The sequence below is a fragment of the Parendozoicomonas haliclonae genome (assembly GCF_900174585.1).
GTDB lineage: Bacteria > Pseudomonadota > Gammaproteobacteria > Pseudomonadales > Endozoicomonadaceae > Sansalvadorimonas > Sansalvadorimonas haliclonae.
On sequence record NZ_FWPT01000002.1, the window covers coordinates 126559 to 141596 of the forward strand.

Annotated in this window: 12 protein-coding genes; 7 read left to right on the plus strand and 5 right to left on the minus strand. The window is 53.0% G+C overall.

Annotated elements, in window-relative coordinates; all coding sequences use genetic code 11:
• The first annotated feature begins 106 nt into the window (after nucleotides 1-106).
• The 4 genes from EHSB41UT_RS03935 (at nucleotide 107) to EHSB41UT_RS03950 (ending at nucleotide 6397) form a co-directional block, all read left to right on the plus strand.
• Nucleotides 107-2881 carry a xanthine dehydrogenase family protein molybdopterin-binding subunit gene (locus tag EHSB41UT_RS03935; RefSeq protein ID WP_087107132.1) on the plus strand — a complete coding sequence of 925 codons (2775 nt, stop codon included), beginning with the start codon at nucleotides 107-109 and terminating at the stop codon, nucleotides 2879-2881.
• Between the two features lie 87 nt (nucleotides 2882-2968).
• A complete protein-coding gene (locus EHSB41UT_RS03940) occupies nucleotides 2969-4786 on the plus strand; it encodes a Na/Pi cotransporter family protein (protein WP_087107133.1) in 1818 nt (605 codons plus the stop codon).
• A gap of 24 nt (nucleotides 4787-4810) precedes the next feature.
• The gene (locus EHSB41UT_RS03945; protein ID WP_207626560.1) at nucleotides 4811-5377 is read left to right on the plus strand and encodes a DUF4202 domain-containing protein; all 567 of its coding nucleotides are present in this window, start codon (nucleotides 4811-4813) and stop codon (nucleotides 5375-5377) included.
• 108 nt (nucleotides 5378-5485) lie between these two features.
• On the plus strand, nucleotides 5486-6397 hold the full coding sequence (locus EHSB41UT_RS03950; protein WP_087107137.1) for a DMT family transporter: 912 nt from the start codon (nucleotides 5486-5488) through the stop codon (nucleotides 6395-6397).
• Nucleotides 6398-6411: 14 nt separating this feature from the next.
• On the opposite strand, the gene pdxR is transcribed toward EHSB41UT_RS03950, so the two are convergent.
• Nucleotides 6412-7893, minus strand: a complete 1482-nt coding sequence (gene pdxR / locus EHSB41UT_RS03955) for a MocR-like pyridoxine biosynthesis transcription factor PdxR (RefSeq protein ID WP_087107139.1) — start codon at nucleotides 7891-7893, stop codon at nucleotides 6412-6414.
• A 96-nt stretch (nucleotides 7894-7989) separates the two neighbouring features.
• Between pdxR and EHSB41UT_RS03960 the strand changes: the two genes are divergently transcribed.
• Nucleotides 7990-8625 carry a pyridoxamine 5'-phosphate oxidase family protein gene (locus tag EHSB41UT_RS03960; RefSeq protein ID WP_087107141.1) on the plus strand — a complete coding sequence of 212 codons (636 nt, stop codon included), beginning with the start codon at nucleotides 7990-7992 and terminating at the stop codon, nucleotides 8623-8625.
• Between the two features lie 6 nt (nucleotides 8626-8631).
• Here the strand turns inward: EHSB41UT_RS03960 and EHSB41UT_RS03965 are convergent, their stop codons facing one another.
• The 4 genes from EHSB41UT_RS03965 to EHSB41UT_RS03980 form a co-directional block, all read right to left on the minus strand.
• Entirely contained in the window at nucleotides 8632-9768 is a 1137-nt protein-coding gene (locus EHSB41UT_RS03965; protein WP_087107143.1) for a protein-tyrosine phosphatase family protein, read from the minus strand.
• A gap of 67 nt (nucleotides 9769-9835) precedes the next feature.
• A complete protein-coding gene (locus EHSB41UT_RS03970) occupies nucleotides 9836-10669 on the minus strand; it encodes a thymidylate synthase (RefSeq protein ID WP_087107145.1) in 834 nt (277 codons plus the stop codon).
• A 2-nt stretch (nucleotides 10670-10671) separates the two neighbouring features.
• Entirely contained in the window at nucleotides 10672-11556 is an 885-nt protein-coding gene (lgt, locus tag EHSB41UT_RS03975) for a prolipoprotein diacylglyceryl transferase (protein WP_087107147.1), read from the minus strand.
• An 18-nt stretch (nucleotides 11557-11574) separates the two neighbouring features.
• Nucleotides 11575-12369 carry a sulfite exporter TauE/SafE family protein gene (locus EHSB41UT_RS03980; RefSeq protein ID WP_087107149.1) on the minus strand — a complete coding sequence of 265 codons (795 nt, stop codon included), beginning with the start codon at nucleotides 12367-12369 and terminating at the stop codon, nucleotides 11575-11577.
• A gap of 98 nt (nucleotides 12370-12467) precedes the next feature.
• Between EHSB41UT_RS03980 and EHSB41UT_RS03985 the strand changes: the two genes are divergently transcribed.
• Together EHSB41UT_RS03985 and EHSB41UT_RS03990 are read left to right on the plus strand one after the other, a co-directional pair.
• Nucleotides 12468-13265, plus strand: a complete 798-nt coding sequence (locus EHSB41UT_RS03985) for an NRDE family protein (protein ID WP_165767142.1) — start codon at nucleotides 12468-12470, stop codon at nucleotides 13263-13265.
• A gap of 105 nt (nucleotides 13266-13370) precedes the next feature.
• On the plus strand, nucleotides 13371-14609 hold the full coding sequence (locus EHSB41UT_RS03990) for a hypothetical protein (protein WP_087107153.1): 1239 nt from the start codon (nucleotides 13371-13373) through the stop codon (nucleotides 14607-14609).
• The last annotated feature ends 429 nt before the right edge of the window (nucleotides 14610-15038 follow it).

A 15038-nucleotide genomic window follows, 5' to 3' on the forward strand; every position in this document is an offset into this window, starting at 1 on the left:
ACCGCTGTCATTTTTTATAAGGCTAAGTATCCCATCATTCCATCGCTCTGCCCAAGAGCTTGCTACTTTATCAACAGTGACCGGAACCAGAACGGCCAGGCCGCCTATGCCACACGACGAAACACAACTATCGTCCCTGTTTCAGCAACGTTGTACACGCAGACGGTTTATCAAAACAGCGGCCGGTACAACCGTGGTCGTTCACTTTATCCCGATCAGTGCTTTCAGTGATATCACTCTGCCAAAGGAGAAAAGCTCTAACTGGCAATCGGAACCCGGTGTAGCCAAACAACGCATTGATGGCCATGCCAAGGTTACCGGCCAGAAAATCTATGCCCGGGATTTTCGCTTTTACGATATGCACGGATGGCCGCAGGACGGTCAGCATATCGTTATTGTTCGAGCCAAAAATACCACCAATCCCTTTACCGGCTTTGATTTAAAGAAGCTGGGATCAGAATGCCAGCCAGTACAGGTTCTTTATGGTGACGAAATCATCAGTCGCCTGCATCGCCCCCGACATAGCAAACACTTCAAACATCAGGATCACCCAATTCCCGGCCCGGTTAACCCGGTGCCAGATATGGCCGAGCACCCTTATATTGTTCCCCGAGGAGAGACGGCCAACTACTACGGCCAGCCGCTGGCCTTTCTGTACTTTAATAATTTGAGCTGCAGCCTGAAGGTGCAGGAGCTGCTGCGTACCAAAGAGATTGCCACCTATGATCCTGAGCTGGCTGACCTGCCTTATCAGGCTTCGCAGGGAATGATGCACCTTGTGCGGTACCATGACGGCAACCGGGACCTGTTTTCTTTTTATCAGAATGGTGGCGCAAAGGATTATCAGAAACAGGCTGACCAGTGGCAGCAACGGATACAACAGGAGATTGATCAATCTGACCACGGGTTCCACAAGATGAGCTGCTCCATGCAGGCGATGGATCCGATGTTTATGGAACCGGAGAGTGGCATGGCCTGGTACGACAGCCCCTCCAAAACTCTGAACATGCTGCTGGGCACCCAGTCACCGGGTGATGATGTGAATAACATCCTAACCGCCTTCTCCCATCCAAAAGCACCCGCCAGCGTTAGCACCGTTAATTTTTATACCTGCTATCTCGGTGGCGGGTTTGGCGGACGGGATCGCTCCATGCTGCCCTTGAACCTTGCGATTGCAGCTGTCGCCAGCGATGGCGTGCCCATCCGCATTGCCAACACTCGCTTTGAACAGTTTCAGTCAGGCGTTAAACGTCATGGAACAAAAGCCATTGAGCAGCTGCATGTGGATGATCAGGGCTTTATCCAGAACCAGGTTGTCGATATCACGCTTGACGGCGGCGGACGCAAAAACCTCAGCCCCTTTGTGGTTCAGCAGGCAGCTCTTATGTCGTGCGGAGCCTACAGCATTCCCAAAACCTCCGTGCACACCAGCGCCGAGTTTTCCGAGAATATTATCAGTGGTGCTCAGCGCGGCTTTGGTGGTCCGCAGGCTTTCTTTGCTATTGAAACCCTGCTGGATGATATAGCCCGAACCCGGGAGCTTGATCCCATATCCCTACGAATGCAGAACCTGCTAAAGCCCGGTGGCACCTTTCTGACCGGCTCGATGGTTAACGACAATCTACAGATGCCACTGATGCTGAAAACCGCTCAGCAGCACAAGATCTGGCAACAACAGAAAGCACAACGCGAACACTGGCATCGTCATCACAAGCTGCTCTATGGCGTTGGCTTTGCCATGACCATGCAGTCTTTTGGCACCGGCGGAGAGGGGCTGACGAACAAAGTCCACCTGAACCGTGATGGCACCATTGAAGTCGCCACAGAGTCGGTAGATATGGGCAATGGCTCAGCCACCACTCTGGCACTGGCGACTGCAGATGTACTGGGAACCAATGCCAACAATATTCATATGGGCCAGAGTAACCTGTTCCCTCTACTCAATATGCACACTGGTGGTGAGACGCGCTGGAAGGATGACCGCTGGACGGCTGTGGGGGTGAGTTCTTCCGGTGCCTGTGAAACCGCATACCACCAGAGCTTTATAGTTGGGCAGGCTGCCCGGGTTTTATACGACGCCGCACTGATTCCAGCCGCTCTCGCTCTGTGGCAGCGGAATGAGTCACCGGCCAATATGCGTTGGCATAAAGGCCTGTTGGTTTCAGACGACGAAAGACTTACACCTCTTTCCATGCAGCAGCTTGCCGAGCAAGTCTATCAGGATCATGGCATCACCACGGCTTTGGCCCACGGTTTCCATCTGCGGAACTGGGTCACAGCGGATTACCGGATAAACAACCAGACTTACCGCTGGGTCATTGATGGCCTGGCTGTACAGCGGGCCGGCAGTCAGAAGCTGGATTATGTGCCTCGCTTCAATGGCCAGTATCCCGATCCAGCGGATCAATATATGATCCGGGCACTATTTACTCCCTGCGCCAGCCTTATCGGACTCACCGTGAATGCCCATACCGGTGAAACCAAAGTCCGAGAATCAGCCACCATTTTGAATGCCGGCAAAGTCTTATGTGAACCTCTGGTATCTGGCCAAAGCCAGGGCGGACTGGCGATGTCTATTGGCTACACATTGATGGAAGATATTCCGCCGGGTAAAGACGGTGCTGCCAGCGGCCAGTGGAACCTCGATAAATACCAGCTCCCCAAAGCTCAGGATGTTCCTATTGATAATCAGGAACTGGTCTTGATTCCACCTTTGCCCGAGCAGGTTGCCGGACGAGGGATTGGCGAGGCCGCCATGTGCGCCGTCCCTGCTGCAATTTCCAACGCGATGATGGATGCTACCGGGCATCGCTTCACCAGCATGCCGATTACTTCCGCCAAAGTGCTGGCTCGACTGCAGGGCAAACCACAGCCAGCCTAACCTCGTAAAACTCCAGAAGTCCGACGATCAGCCGATAACCCTCGATTGCATATTTCATTCACAGATTTTGCTTCAGGGTTTGGGTTCATGTTTCGCAAGGTTTTCTTTCTCGCCATTATTGTTCTGCTAACCACCAGCTTCTTTTTTCACCCGGAAATTCTGACCATCACCGCAGGTGTATCGCTGTTTCTGTTTGGCATGCTGTGTCTGGAACAGGGCTTCCGGCAGGCCAGTGGCGGTGTATTGGCTCGCATCATTGAACGGGCCACCGGCAATCGCTGGAGTAGTTATGCGACGGGAGCCTTTGCCACCAGCCTGCTGCAATCCAGCTCGCTAAGCTCAGTGATTACCGTGTCCTTTGTCAGTACCCGGCTGGTCACCCTGAGTGCCGGGCTGGCTCTGGTGATAGGTTCCGGGCTGGGTTCCACCTTCGGCACCTGGCTGATGGCGGCCTACGGCATGAAAGTGGCTATCAGTCATTACGCCATGCCCATGCTGGTGATGGGCACCTTGTTGCAACTTCAGAAAGGTCATCGAACCCGCAGCAGTGGTTATATCCTGCTCGGAATCGGCTTCCTGTTCTTGGGAATTCATTATATTCGTGAAGGGATGGCCGAGGCGGGCGATCTCTCGCTTCTTACCAGCAACTATGGTCTGCTGGGTGGCGTACTGGCCGGAACGGTTCTGACTGTTCTGATGCAATCCAGCCACGCATTACTGGTGCTGGTTATCGCTGCCATGGCCAACCAGCTGCTGTCACTGGAACAAGCTCTGGCGCTGTGCATTGGCACCAATATCGGCACGACCACCACCGCAGCTTTGGCTTCAATCAGTGCCACCATCGACGGTCGTCGTCTGGCACTCGGTAACCTGCTGTTTAAACTCTGCGCCACATTCATAGTCTTGCCGTTTATGCCCTGGTGGCAAAGTCTGGTGATGGCACTCTCTCAAACGCTTAACATCGCTGATCAGCCGATGATGCAGCTGGCACTGTTTCATTCCCTGTTCAACCTGGCGGGTGCATTGTTGATCATTCCCGTACTGGGGCTGACTGTTCGCCTGTTGCAGCTACTAATTCCCACCAGAGAAAAGAACACCAGCCTGGAGCTACCCCTGCCTCAGCAACAACCAGTGCGGGCAAAGCTTCTGACCAAAGCCATGCAGGAACACCCGGATGCGGCACTCAAAGCCTTGAATACCGAAGGCGGTGAGCTTTACCAAAGAACCATCGCCCTGATCAGCTTTGGTCTCTATATCCAGCCAGAGCTGCTGTACAACGACCAGCAACCACTGGACGACACTATCCCGCCCTGGCCCAACTGGCGTGTTGGCAAGCTGTATAAGCTGCAGATCCGGGAACTATATGACGATATAACCCGCTTTGCCGACGATATCGCTTCAGATATCAGCCCCTCTCAAAGAGAAAGCCTGCATGCCATCCTGAGTGCCTGCGAAAACTTTATCTCGGCGATTAAACAACTGCGGCTGCTACAGAAAAGCCTGCGCCGTAACCTTAACAACGAACATGATCCGGTTCGGAAGCACTATCTGATGCTGCGTAAACGGATTATCAAAACCATCCGTACCATTCACCAACTAGCGGATGATGAAACGCTGGATATCACCGAAGCTGTACATGCCCTGAAAAAGGACCTCTATAAGCAGGACCTGTTAACTGGTGATTCCCTGTCCAACTTCCTAAAAGACGACGAGACCACCCCACTCCACGCCATGCAGCTGATTAACGACAATGGCACTGCACACACGATCTGCAACAGCCTGATTGATGGCGCTGTGATTCTGCTGGTTCAGGGTGAACGCAATATTATCCGCCAGCGTGATGAAGCCGTGCAGGATTACCTGAGCTGTGGCAATTGGTCGGAAAAAGGATTACAACCCCAATAACGAATTCAACACTCGAGAATAATAATGTCCCGTCTAGAAGCGACTCTGCAGGCAATTGATGAGCTACATAAACAGGATCCCAAAACTGTTGACGGTAAAGCCGAAGAGCTGACTTACGCCGAGCACTGTAGCCGCTGGCTTGACCGGTTAGCTCCTGACGCTTCGGAAGAACTGCAGATTGCCGTACGCAGCCAGCATCTGTGCCGCTGGGAGATTCCCCGGAAGGATTATCCTATGGACAGAACCGGCTATCTGAAATGGCGCACCGCATTGGGCAAGCTCCATGCCGACAAAGCCATTGCCGTGATGCAGGCTCAGGGTTATGAGCAGGAGAGCTGCGAACGGACAGCGACCATTATTCGTAAGCTGGGCATCAAGCGCGATGCCGAGGTACAGACACTGGAAGACTGCGCCTGTCTGGTATTTCTGGAAACCGGCTTTTTGGCCTTTGCTGAGAAACATTCCGAAGAAAAGATCATTTCTATAGTGCAGAAGACCTGGGCAAAAATGTCAGAAACGGCTCAGCAAGAGGCACTGAAGTTGCCATTCCCGGATCAGGCACTCGCTCTTCTTAATAAAGCCCTGAACTAACCTCCTCCCAAACGACCACATACGTACAATCCGAACTTCATCTTTCTTGCGCTCTTAACCAAAACAGGGGAAAAGAGCGCAAATCGATTTCCACTCCAACACTCCAAGATGACAAACCAGAAAAACCAGAAGCTGGCACTGCTGTGTGGCCTGGCCACAGTACTGTTATGGTCAACAGTTGCCAGTGCTTTCAAAATATCCCTGATGGTACTGACACCACTCCAGCTTGTTTCCGGGGCTGCGATTGTTTCTCTGGCCGCGCTGCTGGTCAGCGTCAGCATAAGAGGTCAGCTGCCGCAGGTTATCCGCGCTTTAAAACAACGGCCTTTGTTTTATCTGGCTCTTGGAGCACTGAACCCAACAGCCTACTACCTGGCTCTATTTGCCGGTTATGATCGCCTGCCTGCGCAGATCGCATCACCGGTCAATTACACATGGGCTGTTCTGCTGCCCCTGCTGGCAGCCCCCATTCTTAAACAGGCGCTGACCCGCTGGCAGTTGATGGGCTGCCTGGTTGGTTATCTTGGCGTCGCCGTGATTGCTACCCGCGGGGAGTTTAATGGCCTCAACAATGTTGACCCGCTGGGCCTCGGGCTGATCCTTGTCTCGGCCGTACTTTGGTGCCTTTACTGGATTCTTAATACTGGCAATAAAGAAGATGCCATTGTCAGCCTGTGCAGCTGCACACTGTGTTCTCTGCCAATGCTGCTAATCATTAATATTATTCAGGGAGACTGGCCGACCCTGACGGCAGGTGCACTTGCAGGTGCCGCCTATGTGGGACTGTTTGAAATGGGCATTACCTCCATGCTCTGGCTGCAAGCTCTGAAAACCGCCGAGAACACCTCGCAGATTTCCAGCCTGGCCTTTCTCTCGCCACTGCTGTCCATTATCTGGATCAGCACCGTGCTGGGAGAAACCATTCACCCGACCGTCTACCCAGGTATGGCACTGATTCTTATAGGTATGGCAATTACCCAATGGGCTGATCGCCGCCGCGCAGTTCCCAGTGCGGCCTGATTCACACTAAAACATCAAGACTCTGGCTGACTGCGCAACAGCTCGGCCAGAGTCTGAATCCCTTCTTCTCTTTCCTGCTCTGCCGTATGGGCAAAACCCAAAGTCAGCCCTGATCGCACCTCTGAACCATAGTAGTAACTGCTCAGCGGTGATGAGCCATAACCTTTTTGATAAAAACGCTGGCTGATCACACGATCATCAAGACTTTGGTCATCGAAACTTACAGCCAGATGCATGCCCGCACTTTGCACGACTGGTGTCATCAACCCCTGAAGATGCTGCTGACAAAGTTCGCGCATATGCTCCCACTTTTGCTGATAGAGCCTACGACTTCTGCGCAAATGCCTTGCAAAATGACCTTCACCAATAAAATCTGCCAGTACCGCCTGAGACAAGATGGGAGACTCTCCACTCCCCGCGGCTTTAGCCGCTACAAAGGCATCCACCAGATGCTCAGGCACCACCAGATATCCGAGTCGCAAACCGGGTAGTACCGTCTTGCTGAAACTCCCCATATAGATCACCGGTGTCTTCTCTGCCATTCCTGCAAGTGCAGCGACTGGCTGTCCGTAATAGTGAAACTCACTGTCATAGTCGTCTTCCACGATCCAGCACTTCTGCTGCTCGGCCCACTGCAACAGTTGTAACCGTTCATGGGCCGGCAGTATTCCACCCAACGGATACTGGTGCGTCGGCGTGCAATACAGCAAGCGATGCTGCCCGGTTTCGGGCAGTTGATCGACCGCCACCCCATGCTTACCCATCACCACGGTTTCCAGACGGGCACCGGCCGAAAGAAAGGCTCTTTGTGCACCGCGATAACCCGGCTCTTCAATCAAGGCCGCTTCCCCTGGCTCGATCAGTAGCTGGGCACATAAGGCCAAAGCCTGCTGGGCGCCCTGGGTAATAACTATCTGCTCCGGACGACAACGCAGTCCGCGACTGGCATTCAGATATTCAGCCAGCGCCTGCTGTAACGGCCAGTAGCCCTGTGGGCTGTGGTAGCCACCCAGAACCAGACGATCACTATGGCGTCGGTAAAGCTGTTGCCAAAGCCGGAAGGGAAAGGCACGAAGGTCAGGCAGACCGACCGTAAACGGAAGATTCGCTTTGTCTCTTGCCGCATATTTATCGGCTGCCTTTTGCAGGGTTTGCCCATAGCGGGAAAGTTGTGGCCACTCTTCCACCGAATGACTGATCGCCGATTCCGGTGGTGTATCGCCTGTAGGTAAACGACGACTGACAAAGAAACCGCTACCCGGAAGACTGTCCAGATAACCTTCCGCCTTCAGCTGTTCAAAGGCGCTGTTTACCGTATTACGACTCAGGCTCAGATCGCTGGCCAAAGCCCGGGATGAGGACAGCCGACGACCAGCCGACAGCTGTCCGTTCATAATTTTACGGCGCAGAGCCTGCGCCAGCTGCTGACTTAAAGACGGGCTGTTGCCAGAGGTCTCACGCTCAATATGAATATCCCGGTATTCCAGAACCGACAAACTGGTACCTTCAAAAATTAAAAACTGGAGCTTTATAGAGTACCGATAAACCAGAAAACTATTCCAGCCCCTTATGGATTGACTGGTTGATTCGCAATGACTGACACAACTCCTGACATAACAGCCCCGGAACTTTCTACCGAATGTTTCGTCCCCACTGACCGTTCACGGGTTCGTCGGGGAGCCAAGCGTGCCAGTTATAACAAAGTTGATGTTTTCCGTTTAATTGATGATCTGAAACTGGGCCATATGGCCTTTAATGATCCCACCAGCCAAAGTCCGGTAATTATTCCCATGACCTTCTGGCGTGTAGGCGAACACCTGTATTTCCATACCCTGAACAAATCCCGCCTCGACAAGCTGATTACCAGTGGAGCCGAAGTCTGTATCTCTTTTGCTGAAGCCAGTGAGTGGGTGCTGTCCAAGTCCGCCTTCAACTCCAGCGTCAACTACCGTTCAGCCGTTCTCTTCTGCAGCGGTGAACGCATTGATGATGCCAAGGAATTTGATAAGGTCTTTAAAGCTATCTTTGAAGATATTGAACCGGGCCGCTGGGAACATATCCGCCCACCCAGCCATACCGAGCGGAAAGCCACCGCGCTGCTGAAACTCACCATTCATGAGGCTTCTTACAAACGTCGAACGGGCGGCCCGAATGAGGAAGAAGCCGATATGGCCTTGCCTGTGTGGAATGGCACCAAGCCCATCGGGTGTCCATTCCACAGACGTTAAGGATTACTACTCCCGCTTGTTTTTAAACACAGATATTTCCTTGTACTGATAGTCCCACTCCAGAGGACCAAGCTCATCCCCCAGCCCGTTGGCAATCAGCCAGCGGGCATAGTGCGCAAGGCCGTGATGGGCATAGAGATCAACATCGTTATACCCGGTTCGCATCTGGGCGAATCGCCGGGCATAAATTCTGGCTTCCTGGTAAGGCGTGCCTTCACGCATTTTGATGGATGCGCTGAGCAATCCTGTTCTGTCGACACCGTGGGCACAATGGATTAGCTGAATTCTCACGCGTCCATCGGGCGCTGGCTCGGTATTTTCTGTTCTTATTTTTTCAACCAGTGCCGGCAGATTGGTCCATGTCAGATAGTAGGGAAAAAAACGCTGCAAACCATTCTGTACCATGGTGGGCAGCCAGTCCTGGGGAGGAAGAATCGCGCCGGTAATCGGGTGGGGCTTAAAATCAATTGATAACGGCTGAACATCTTCAACGCCATAACGTCTTGGCCGTTTACGCACATCTACGGCGCGCTGCATGCTTTCCCAATCGGGGTGTTCAGCCATAAGGTTTTGCAGGGTATAAATATCCCAGTGGGTATTCTCCCGAGTTAAGGTCATCCCTGCCCCAGCTCCTTGTTCATTAAGATGATCAAGAATCGCCTGCTCCTGAAGTTCGCCCTCTTCATTCAGAGGCAGGTTTGAGCGAATAATCAGATTGCCAGAACCCACATCCACCTTCACAACTTCGCAACGCTCTCGATCAAAGCCTTTTTCGGGCAGACTCCAAAGTGTGGAAGTGGCGTACCGCCATAGACCCACATGACGTCCAAGAGATTGGGGAGTCCAGTGGCCCAGAGCCATATCCAGAGGCAGACATACCGTGCGTATGCCATAACTGACTGTGCGGGATATGCCAGCTTTGCAAAGCCCTACGCCCGCTGACAACGCTCGTCCCGGCACATTGCCAATACTCTGCAAAGCGCTGCTGATTGCCGGATTAAACCATTGCACACCACCTTCTGGCATAGGCGGAGCCATTGTTGCAGTTAAGGCATCTGTTTCACCAGCACTCACCTTTAAAGAAAGGCAGCACAGAATAGTCAGTGAGAAAGCCAACAAAAAAGAGAGGCGTTGGGAATGCATATCTGTTGCCACCACACTGCCGAAAAGGGTCGACAGTGTAGCAGCGGCAACAGGGGCTGCCGGCGAATTACACAGCGACCGGCGCCTTGATATGAGGGTGAGACTGATAATTCACCAATTCAAAATCATCGAAGGTGAAATCAAACAGATCAGTGATCGCCGGATTCAGTTTCATCTCAGGTAGAGGCAGTGGATTACGTGACAGCTGTTCATCAACCTGTTCCATATGGTTGGAGTAAAGGTGTGCATCACCAAAGGTATGCACAAAGTCACCCAACTCAAGCTCACAGACCTGAGCAATCATCATCGTCAACAGGGCATAGCTGGCGATGTTGAACGGAACACCCAGGAAAATATCCGCACTGCGCTGATAAAGCTGACAGGAGAGTTTGCCGTTCAGCACATAGAACTGGAACAGACAGTGGCACGGCGGCAAAGCCTGACGACCATTGGCCGCATTATCCCGGGGGCTCATGGACACATCCGGCAACACGGTCGGGTTCCAGGCAGAAATCACCAGACGACGCGAGTCCGGGTTCTTTTTAATCTCGTTGATCAGATCCTTGATTTGATCAACAACCTCACCATTCGGGCCTTCCCAGCTGCGCCACTGCTTGCCGTAAACCGGCCCAAGGTCGCCGGTATCATCGGCCCACTCATCCCAGATCGAAACACCGTTCTCTTTGAGATAACGAGTATTGGTTTCACCTTTCAGGAACCACAGCAGCTCATGAACAATCGAGCGCAGATGGCACTTCTTGGTGGTCACCAGCGGAAAGCCTTCGGCAAGATCAAAGCGCATCTGGTAGCCAAACACACTGTAAGTACCGGTGCCGGTACGATCATCCTTGAATACGCCGTTCTCTTTTACGTGGCGCATCAGATCCAGATACTGTTTCATGTTTATCCCTTGTTCCGGGCTTTTTTCGAGCGAGCGATGGGTGTTTTTTGTGCGGTGCCAGCAACCGGAGCAACCCGGTCATCGGCATTAATACCATCCACCAGAGGATAACGCTTGTAGCCATACACCATCAGGGCAATACCAGCGATCACCATTGGCAGACTTAGCAGCTGGCCCATGGTCAGCCAGTCCCAGGCCAGGAAGCCCAGCTGGGCATCCGGCTGGCGGAAGAATTCGGCAACAATACGACCACAGCCGTAAAGAATCAGGAACATCCCGGATACTGCCATGCGGGGGCGGGTTCTGGCGGAGAACCACCAGAGCACGGCAAAGATCACAATGCCTTCAATAGCAAACTGGTACAGCTGGGAAGGGTGGCGGGCGACCTGCAGCGGATCGGTTGGAAATATCATCGCCCAGGGTACATCACTGGCCCGGCCCCAAAGCTCACCACCAATAAAGTTACCAATACGTCCGGCACCCAGTCCGAACGGAACCAACGGCGCAATAAAGTCAGTCACCTGAAAGAAGGACTTACCGATTCTACGGCCGTAAAGATACATGGCCAGGAATACGCCCAGCATGCCGCCATGGAACGACATACCGCCCTGATCAATCCGGAACAGCCAGAGCGGGTTCTGCAGGAAGTAATCGAAGTTATAGAAGATCACATAGCCAAAGCGACCACCCAGCACAACACCGATGGCACCATAAAAGATCAGATCACCCAGCTGCTCCTGGGTCCACAAACCATTGGAACGTTTGCAGCGCAGGCTGCCCAGAAACCAGGCACCGGCAAAAGCCAGCAAATACATCAGCCCGTACCAGTGCACCTGCAAAGGTCCGAGATCAAGAGCAACAGGGTCTATAGCCGGGTATTGAATCAAGCCAGTGCCTACGCGATATCAACTGAAGAAAATAAATTTCACTCCAACCACCAGCATCAGGCCTGCAAACAGCTTTTTCAGTTTGTCTGCCGGCAGCTTCTGTGCAAGCTTTGCCCCGAGTCTGGCGAAGGGAATACTCATAATTACTATACCGGCAAACGCAGGCCAGTACACCAGACCAGAACTGTATTGGGGCAGGTCAGTCAGTTTTTCACCAAGATAGATATTTGCGATGGCACCCATCAGCGCAATGGGTATGCCACAGGCCGCAGACGTGCCCACACATAAGCGCATGGATTGCCCCAATCGGCTGAGGAACGGAATGGTCATCACACCACCGCCAATACCGAAGATCGACGAAACATAACCGATCACACTCCCGCCCAAAGCCAGAAGCCAATGCCGTGGGTGATAATCGGAAGCATCATCGGCTGAGGTTTTCTTCAGAAACATATTGATCGCCAGCAGAACCAAACCGACGCCCAGCGCAGTCTGCAGCGTCGAGCCACTCAGGGAGATCGCGGTCATCACCCCCAGCCAGCTGCCCAGCAAAATAGTGGGTGCCAGAATTTTAAAGCTCAGCCAATCCACCCCACCCTGACGCTTGTGAGCCATGGTCGAACTGATTGAAGTGGGAATCATGGCAGCCAAAGAGGTACCAATCGCCATATGGGTCGCCAGAGAGTCCGGTAACCCAAGCAGGGCAAAAAGAAAAATCAGCGCAGGAACAACAATCACACCGCCGCCCACGCCAAACAACCCGGCCAGACCGCCCGCCAGAATACCGGTCAGAAGGTATCCGATCACTTCCACAAAATAGTCCTCAAGAGATGCACATTGCACCCGGCTCAGGTAGCTTATACACACTGCACACTTACACTTTGCCTACTCGGCTACTGGAAGCAAACCTTATGTGCCTGATCGCCCTGAACTGGAACCCGAACAGCCGTTTCCCGCTGGTCATGGTTGCCAACCGCGATGAATTCTATCAGCGTCCGGCCCGTGAAGCGCACTATTGGGAGAAAGATCCGGCCATCTTTGGCGGTATCGATCTGCAGGCTGGCGGTACCTGGCTGGCCGTAAGCACCACAGGTAAGCTGGCCACCATCACCAATTACCGGGAGCTGGACAGCAGCGGCGAACGTACTCGCGGAGAACTGACCAGCGACTTTCTGCTGAGCGACCTGAGTGCTCAGAATTATCTTTTAGATGTCCACAGTCGCCGCTCTCACTACGCGGGGTTTAACCTTCTGCTTGCTGATAACACCGGGCTGTGGTTTTACTCCAACCGGGAAGACCTGATCCGCAGACTGGAACCCGGCCTGTACGGTTTGAGCAATGGTCTTCTGGATACGCCCTGGCCGAAAACCCTGCAACTCAAACAGCTGCTGGAAAACCATCTGGCCAGCGAAGATCCAGATCCCGAAACTCTGATCAGTCTGCTCCATGATCAGCACCAACCGGAAGACAGTGACCTGCCAGATACCGGCATCGGACTGGAGTGGGAGCGCCTGCTCTCGACCTGCTTTATCAACTCTTCGGTCTACGGTACCCGTAACAGCACTGCCTTGATTCTCGATCAGAATCAACAGCTGCACTGGCATGAACAGCACTACAACAGCGATGGCCCGGTTCCGCCTGTACGCACTGAAACAATGTCCATGCCTGCGCACTGGTTGAGTGCCGCATCTCTTTTGGCAACCCTATAAAGACAACGCCCTGCTGCCAGAATGGCTAACACCGTAGTTGCCAGACGGAATTCTTCCTGAAAAATACCAGTCATACGCTCAGGACTGTTTTTCAGGAAGAGTTGAATGAGCGCGATAACCACCCCACCCAATAACCCGACTATTGTCACCCACTCCCTCCGTTCCGGCATACAAACGCTGGATCAACGCGGCAGCCATGAGTGCCAGATCACTCTGACCAGCAATCAAGAGGTCACCCAGCAGCTTTATATTTCTGGCCGCGCTGCAGAAGGCGATGGACGAGTCATAAGCCATACCAAGAGTGATGGAAAACCTTTAACCGAGCGCAGTCGCGTCTCTTTCTATCTCGATCATCAGCACAGCTACCTTCACCTGCACCGCCCCGGCACCGAAGATCAAAAGCCAGTGGATATCGTCACCGGCAAATACGCCCGTAATACCGGTCTTCTGAAATTCGCAACCAGTATGCGAGCCACCTCTGCGGCACTGCCCAACGGACTGCGACAGACACTGGGAATGGCCATGTACTTTGTGGCAACAGCTCTAATGGGAGCGCGAACGCTGATTCCTTGCAAAGCCTCCCTGAATGATGAAGTCCGGCTTTACCAGCAATTTGGTGAAGACTGGCGGCATCATCCCCATGTGACCTTTGAGCTTGATGATCAGCAGGCTGATCAGCTGCAGGCCTGGGTTCAAAACCTGCAGAAACTGTCCCGTGAGGGGAAATATCCTCTTACCTTCAAGCTGGCTTCTAACAACTGCCACGGTTTTACCCGGGAAGCCTTTACCAAAACCGGCTATCCCGGTCAGTTTATTGATTACTTTGATAATCTGGCTCTGCAAAGCCGTGGCTTAGGTACCGCTGAAAGTGTACGGGCAGTGCATGGTTTAAAACCGGCACTGGCAAGGATTTATCAAAACTTCATTCAGCCTTGGCTGCAGTGGAAACCCTCGGTCGTCTACCAACCCAGGATTTCCTCAGATTATCTGGATAATCTCCTGACGGCTGCACAAGAACAGCACCAGAAAGCGAACTTGAAAGCCGAGCAAGCCTCTGTGCCAACGCCTAAAGGTTGTATGGAACGCATCAAAGCCTATCTGAGTTCAGGCTCACCGCTCGCCAGCGCGGAGCGTCTGCAGAAGTGTCGCCGCTACACGGAAGCCCAGACCATTCTGGCCAAAGAGCTGACCAGACTGGAAGACAACATCAGGCTGCTAAAGGATAAGCCTGATCCCACGCTGCAGGCTGAAACAATCCGGGATCTGAACCTGGTCTTTGCCATTGCCCAGAAAGTTGCCCATAAAAGCGCGATTGATATCGATCGGATGAAAAAGGACGTCTGATCACTCTCAAGGTGTCAGTCTGGCTAACAAGCTGCTTAGCCAGACTGACACCCGCTTTATCCTTTGCGTTGAACTCCTGTCGGTAATGGATTTCTAAAAACACCAGCAACACGGAATGTTGAAGGGGTTTGGGTGTGAACAATGAGGCAATTAACGGGCAATCATCCCCCGTCATTCAGAAACACGATCTGCCAGTGAGTGGCGATCAAGCAGATACGACAACAAGCGCTTCAGCTCCAGTTCCCCTAACCGGCCCGAATACTTTCCCCTCAGAAGACGCTCAGCTATCGCATCCCCGGCAAACCAGCCTGTCTGATCGAGCCACAGAGCAAGTGTCGCATGAGCCGCCCCGGACAACAGCCCAACACAAGCCGGATATGACCGTCATTCTGCGAAAAATTTTACTGCCAAGCATTCTGTCTTTGACTA

Bases quoted from the DNA above. Each gene is read 5' to 3' on its own strand.
- EHSB41UT_RS03935 (WP_087107132.1), top strand. From the start codon at position 107: ATGCCACACGACGAAACACAACTATCGTCCCTGTTTCAGCAACGTTGT.
- EHSB41UT_RS03940 (WP_087107133.1), top strand. From the start codon at position 2,969: ATGTTTCGCAAGGTTTTCTTTCTCGCCATTATTGTTCTGCTAACCACC.
- EHSB41UT_RS03945 (WP_207626560.1), top strand. From the start codon at position 4,811: ATGTCCCGTCTAGAAGCGACTCTGCAGGCAATTGATGAGCTACATAAA.
- EHSB41UT_RS03950 (WP_087107137.1), top strand. From the start codon at position 5,486: ATGACAAACCAGAAAAACCAGAAGCTGGCACTGCTGTGTGGCCTGGCC.
- EHSB41UT_RS03960 (WP_087107141.1), top strand. From the start codon at position 7,990: ATGACTGACACAACTCCTGACATAACAGCCCCGGAACTTTCTACCGAA.
- EHSB41UT_RS03965 (WP_087107143.1), bottom strand. From the start codon at position 9,768: ATGCATTCCCAACGCCTCTCTTTTTTGTTGGCTTTCTCACTGACTATT.
- EHSB41UT_RS03970 (WP_087107145.1), bottom strand. From the start codon at position 10,669: ATGAAACAGTATCTGGATCTGATGCGCCACGTAAAAGAGAACGGCGTA.
- EHSB41UT_RS03985 (WP_165767142.1), top strand. From the start codon at position 12,468: ATGTGCCTGATCGCCCTGAACTGGAACCCGAACAGCCGTTTCCCGCTG.
- EHSB41UT_RS03990 (WP_087107153.1), top strand. From the start codon at position 13,371: ATGAGCGCGATAACCACCCCACCCAATAACCCGACTATTGTCACCCAC.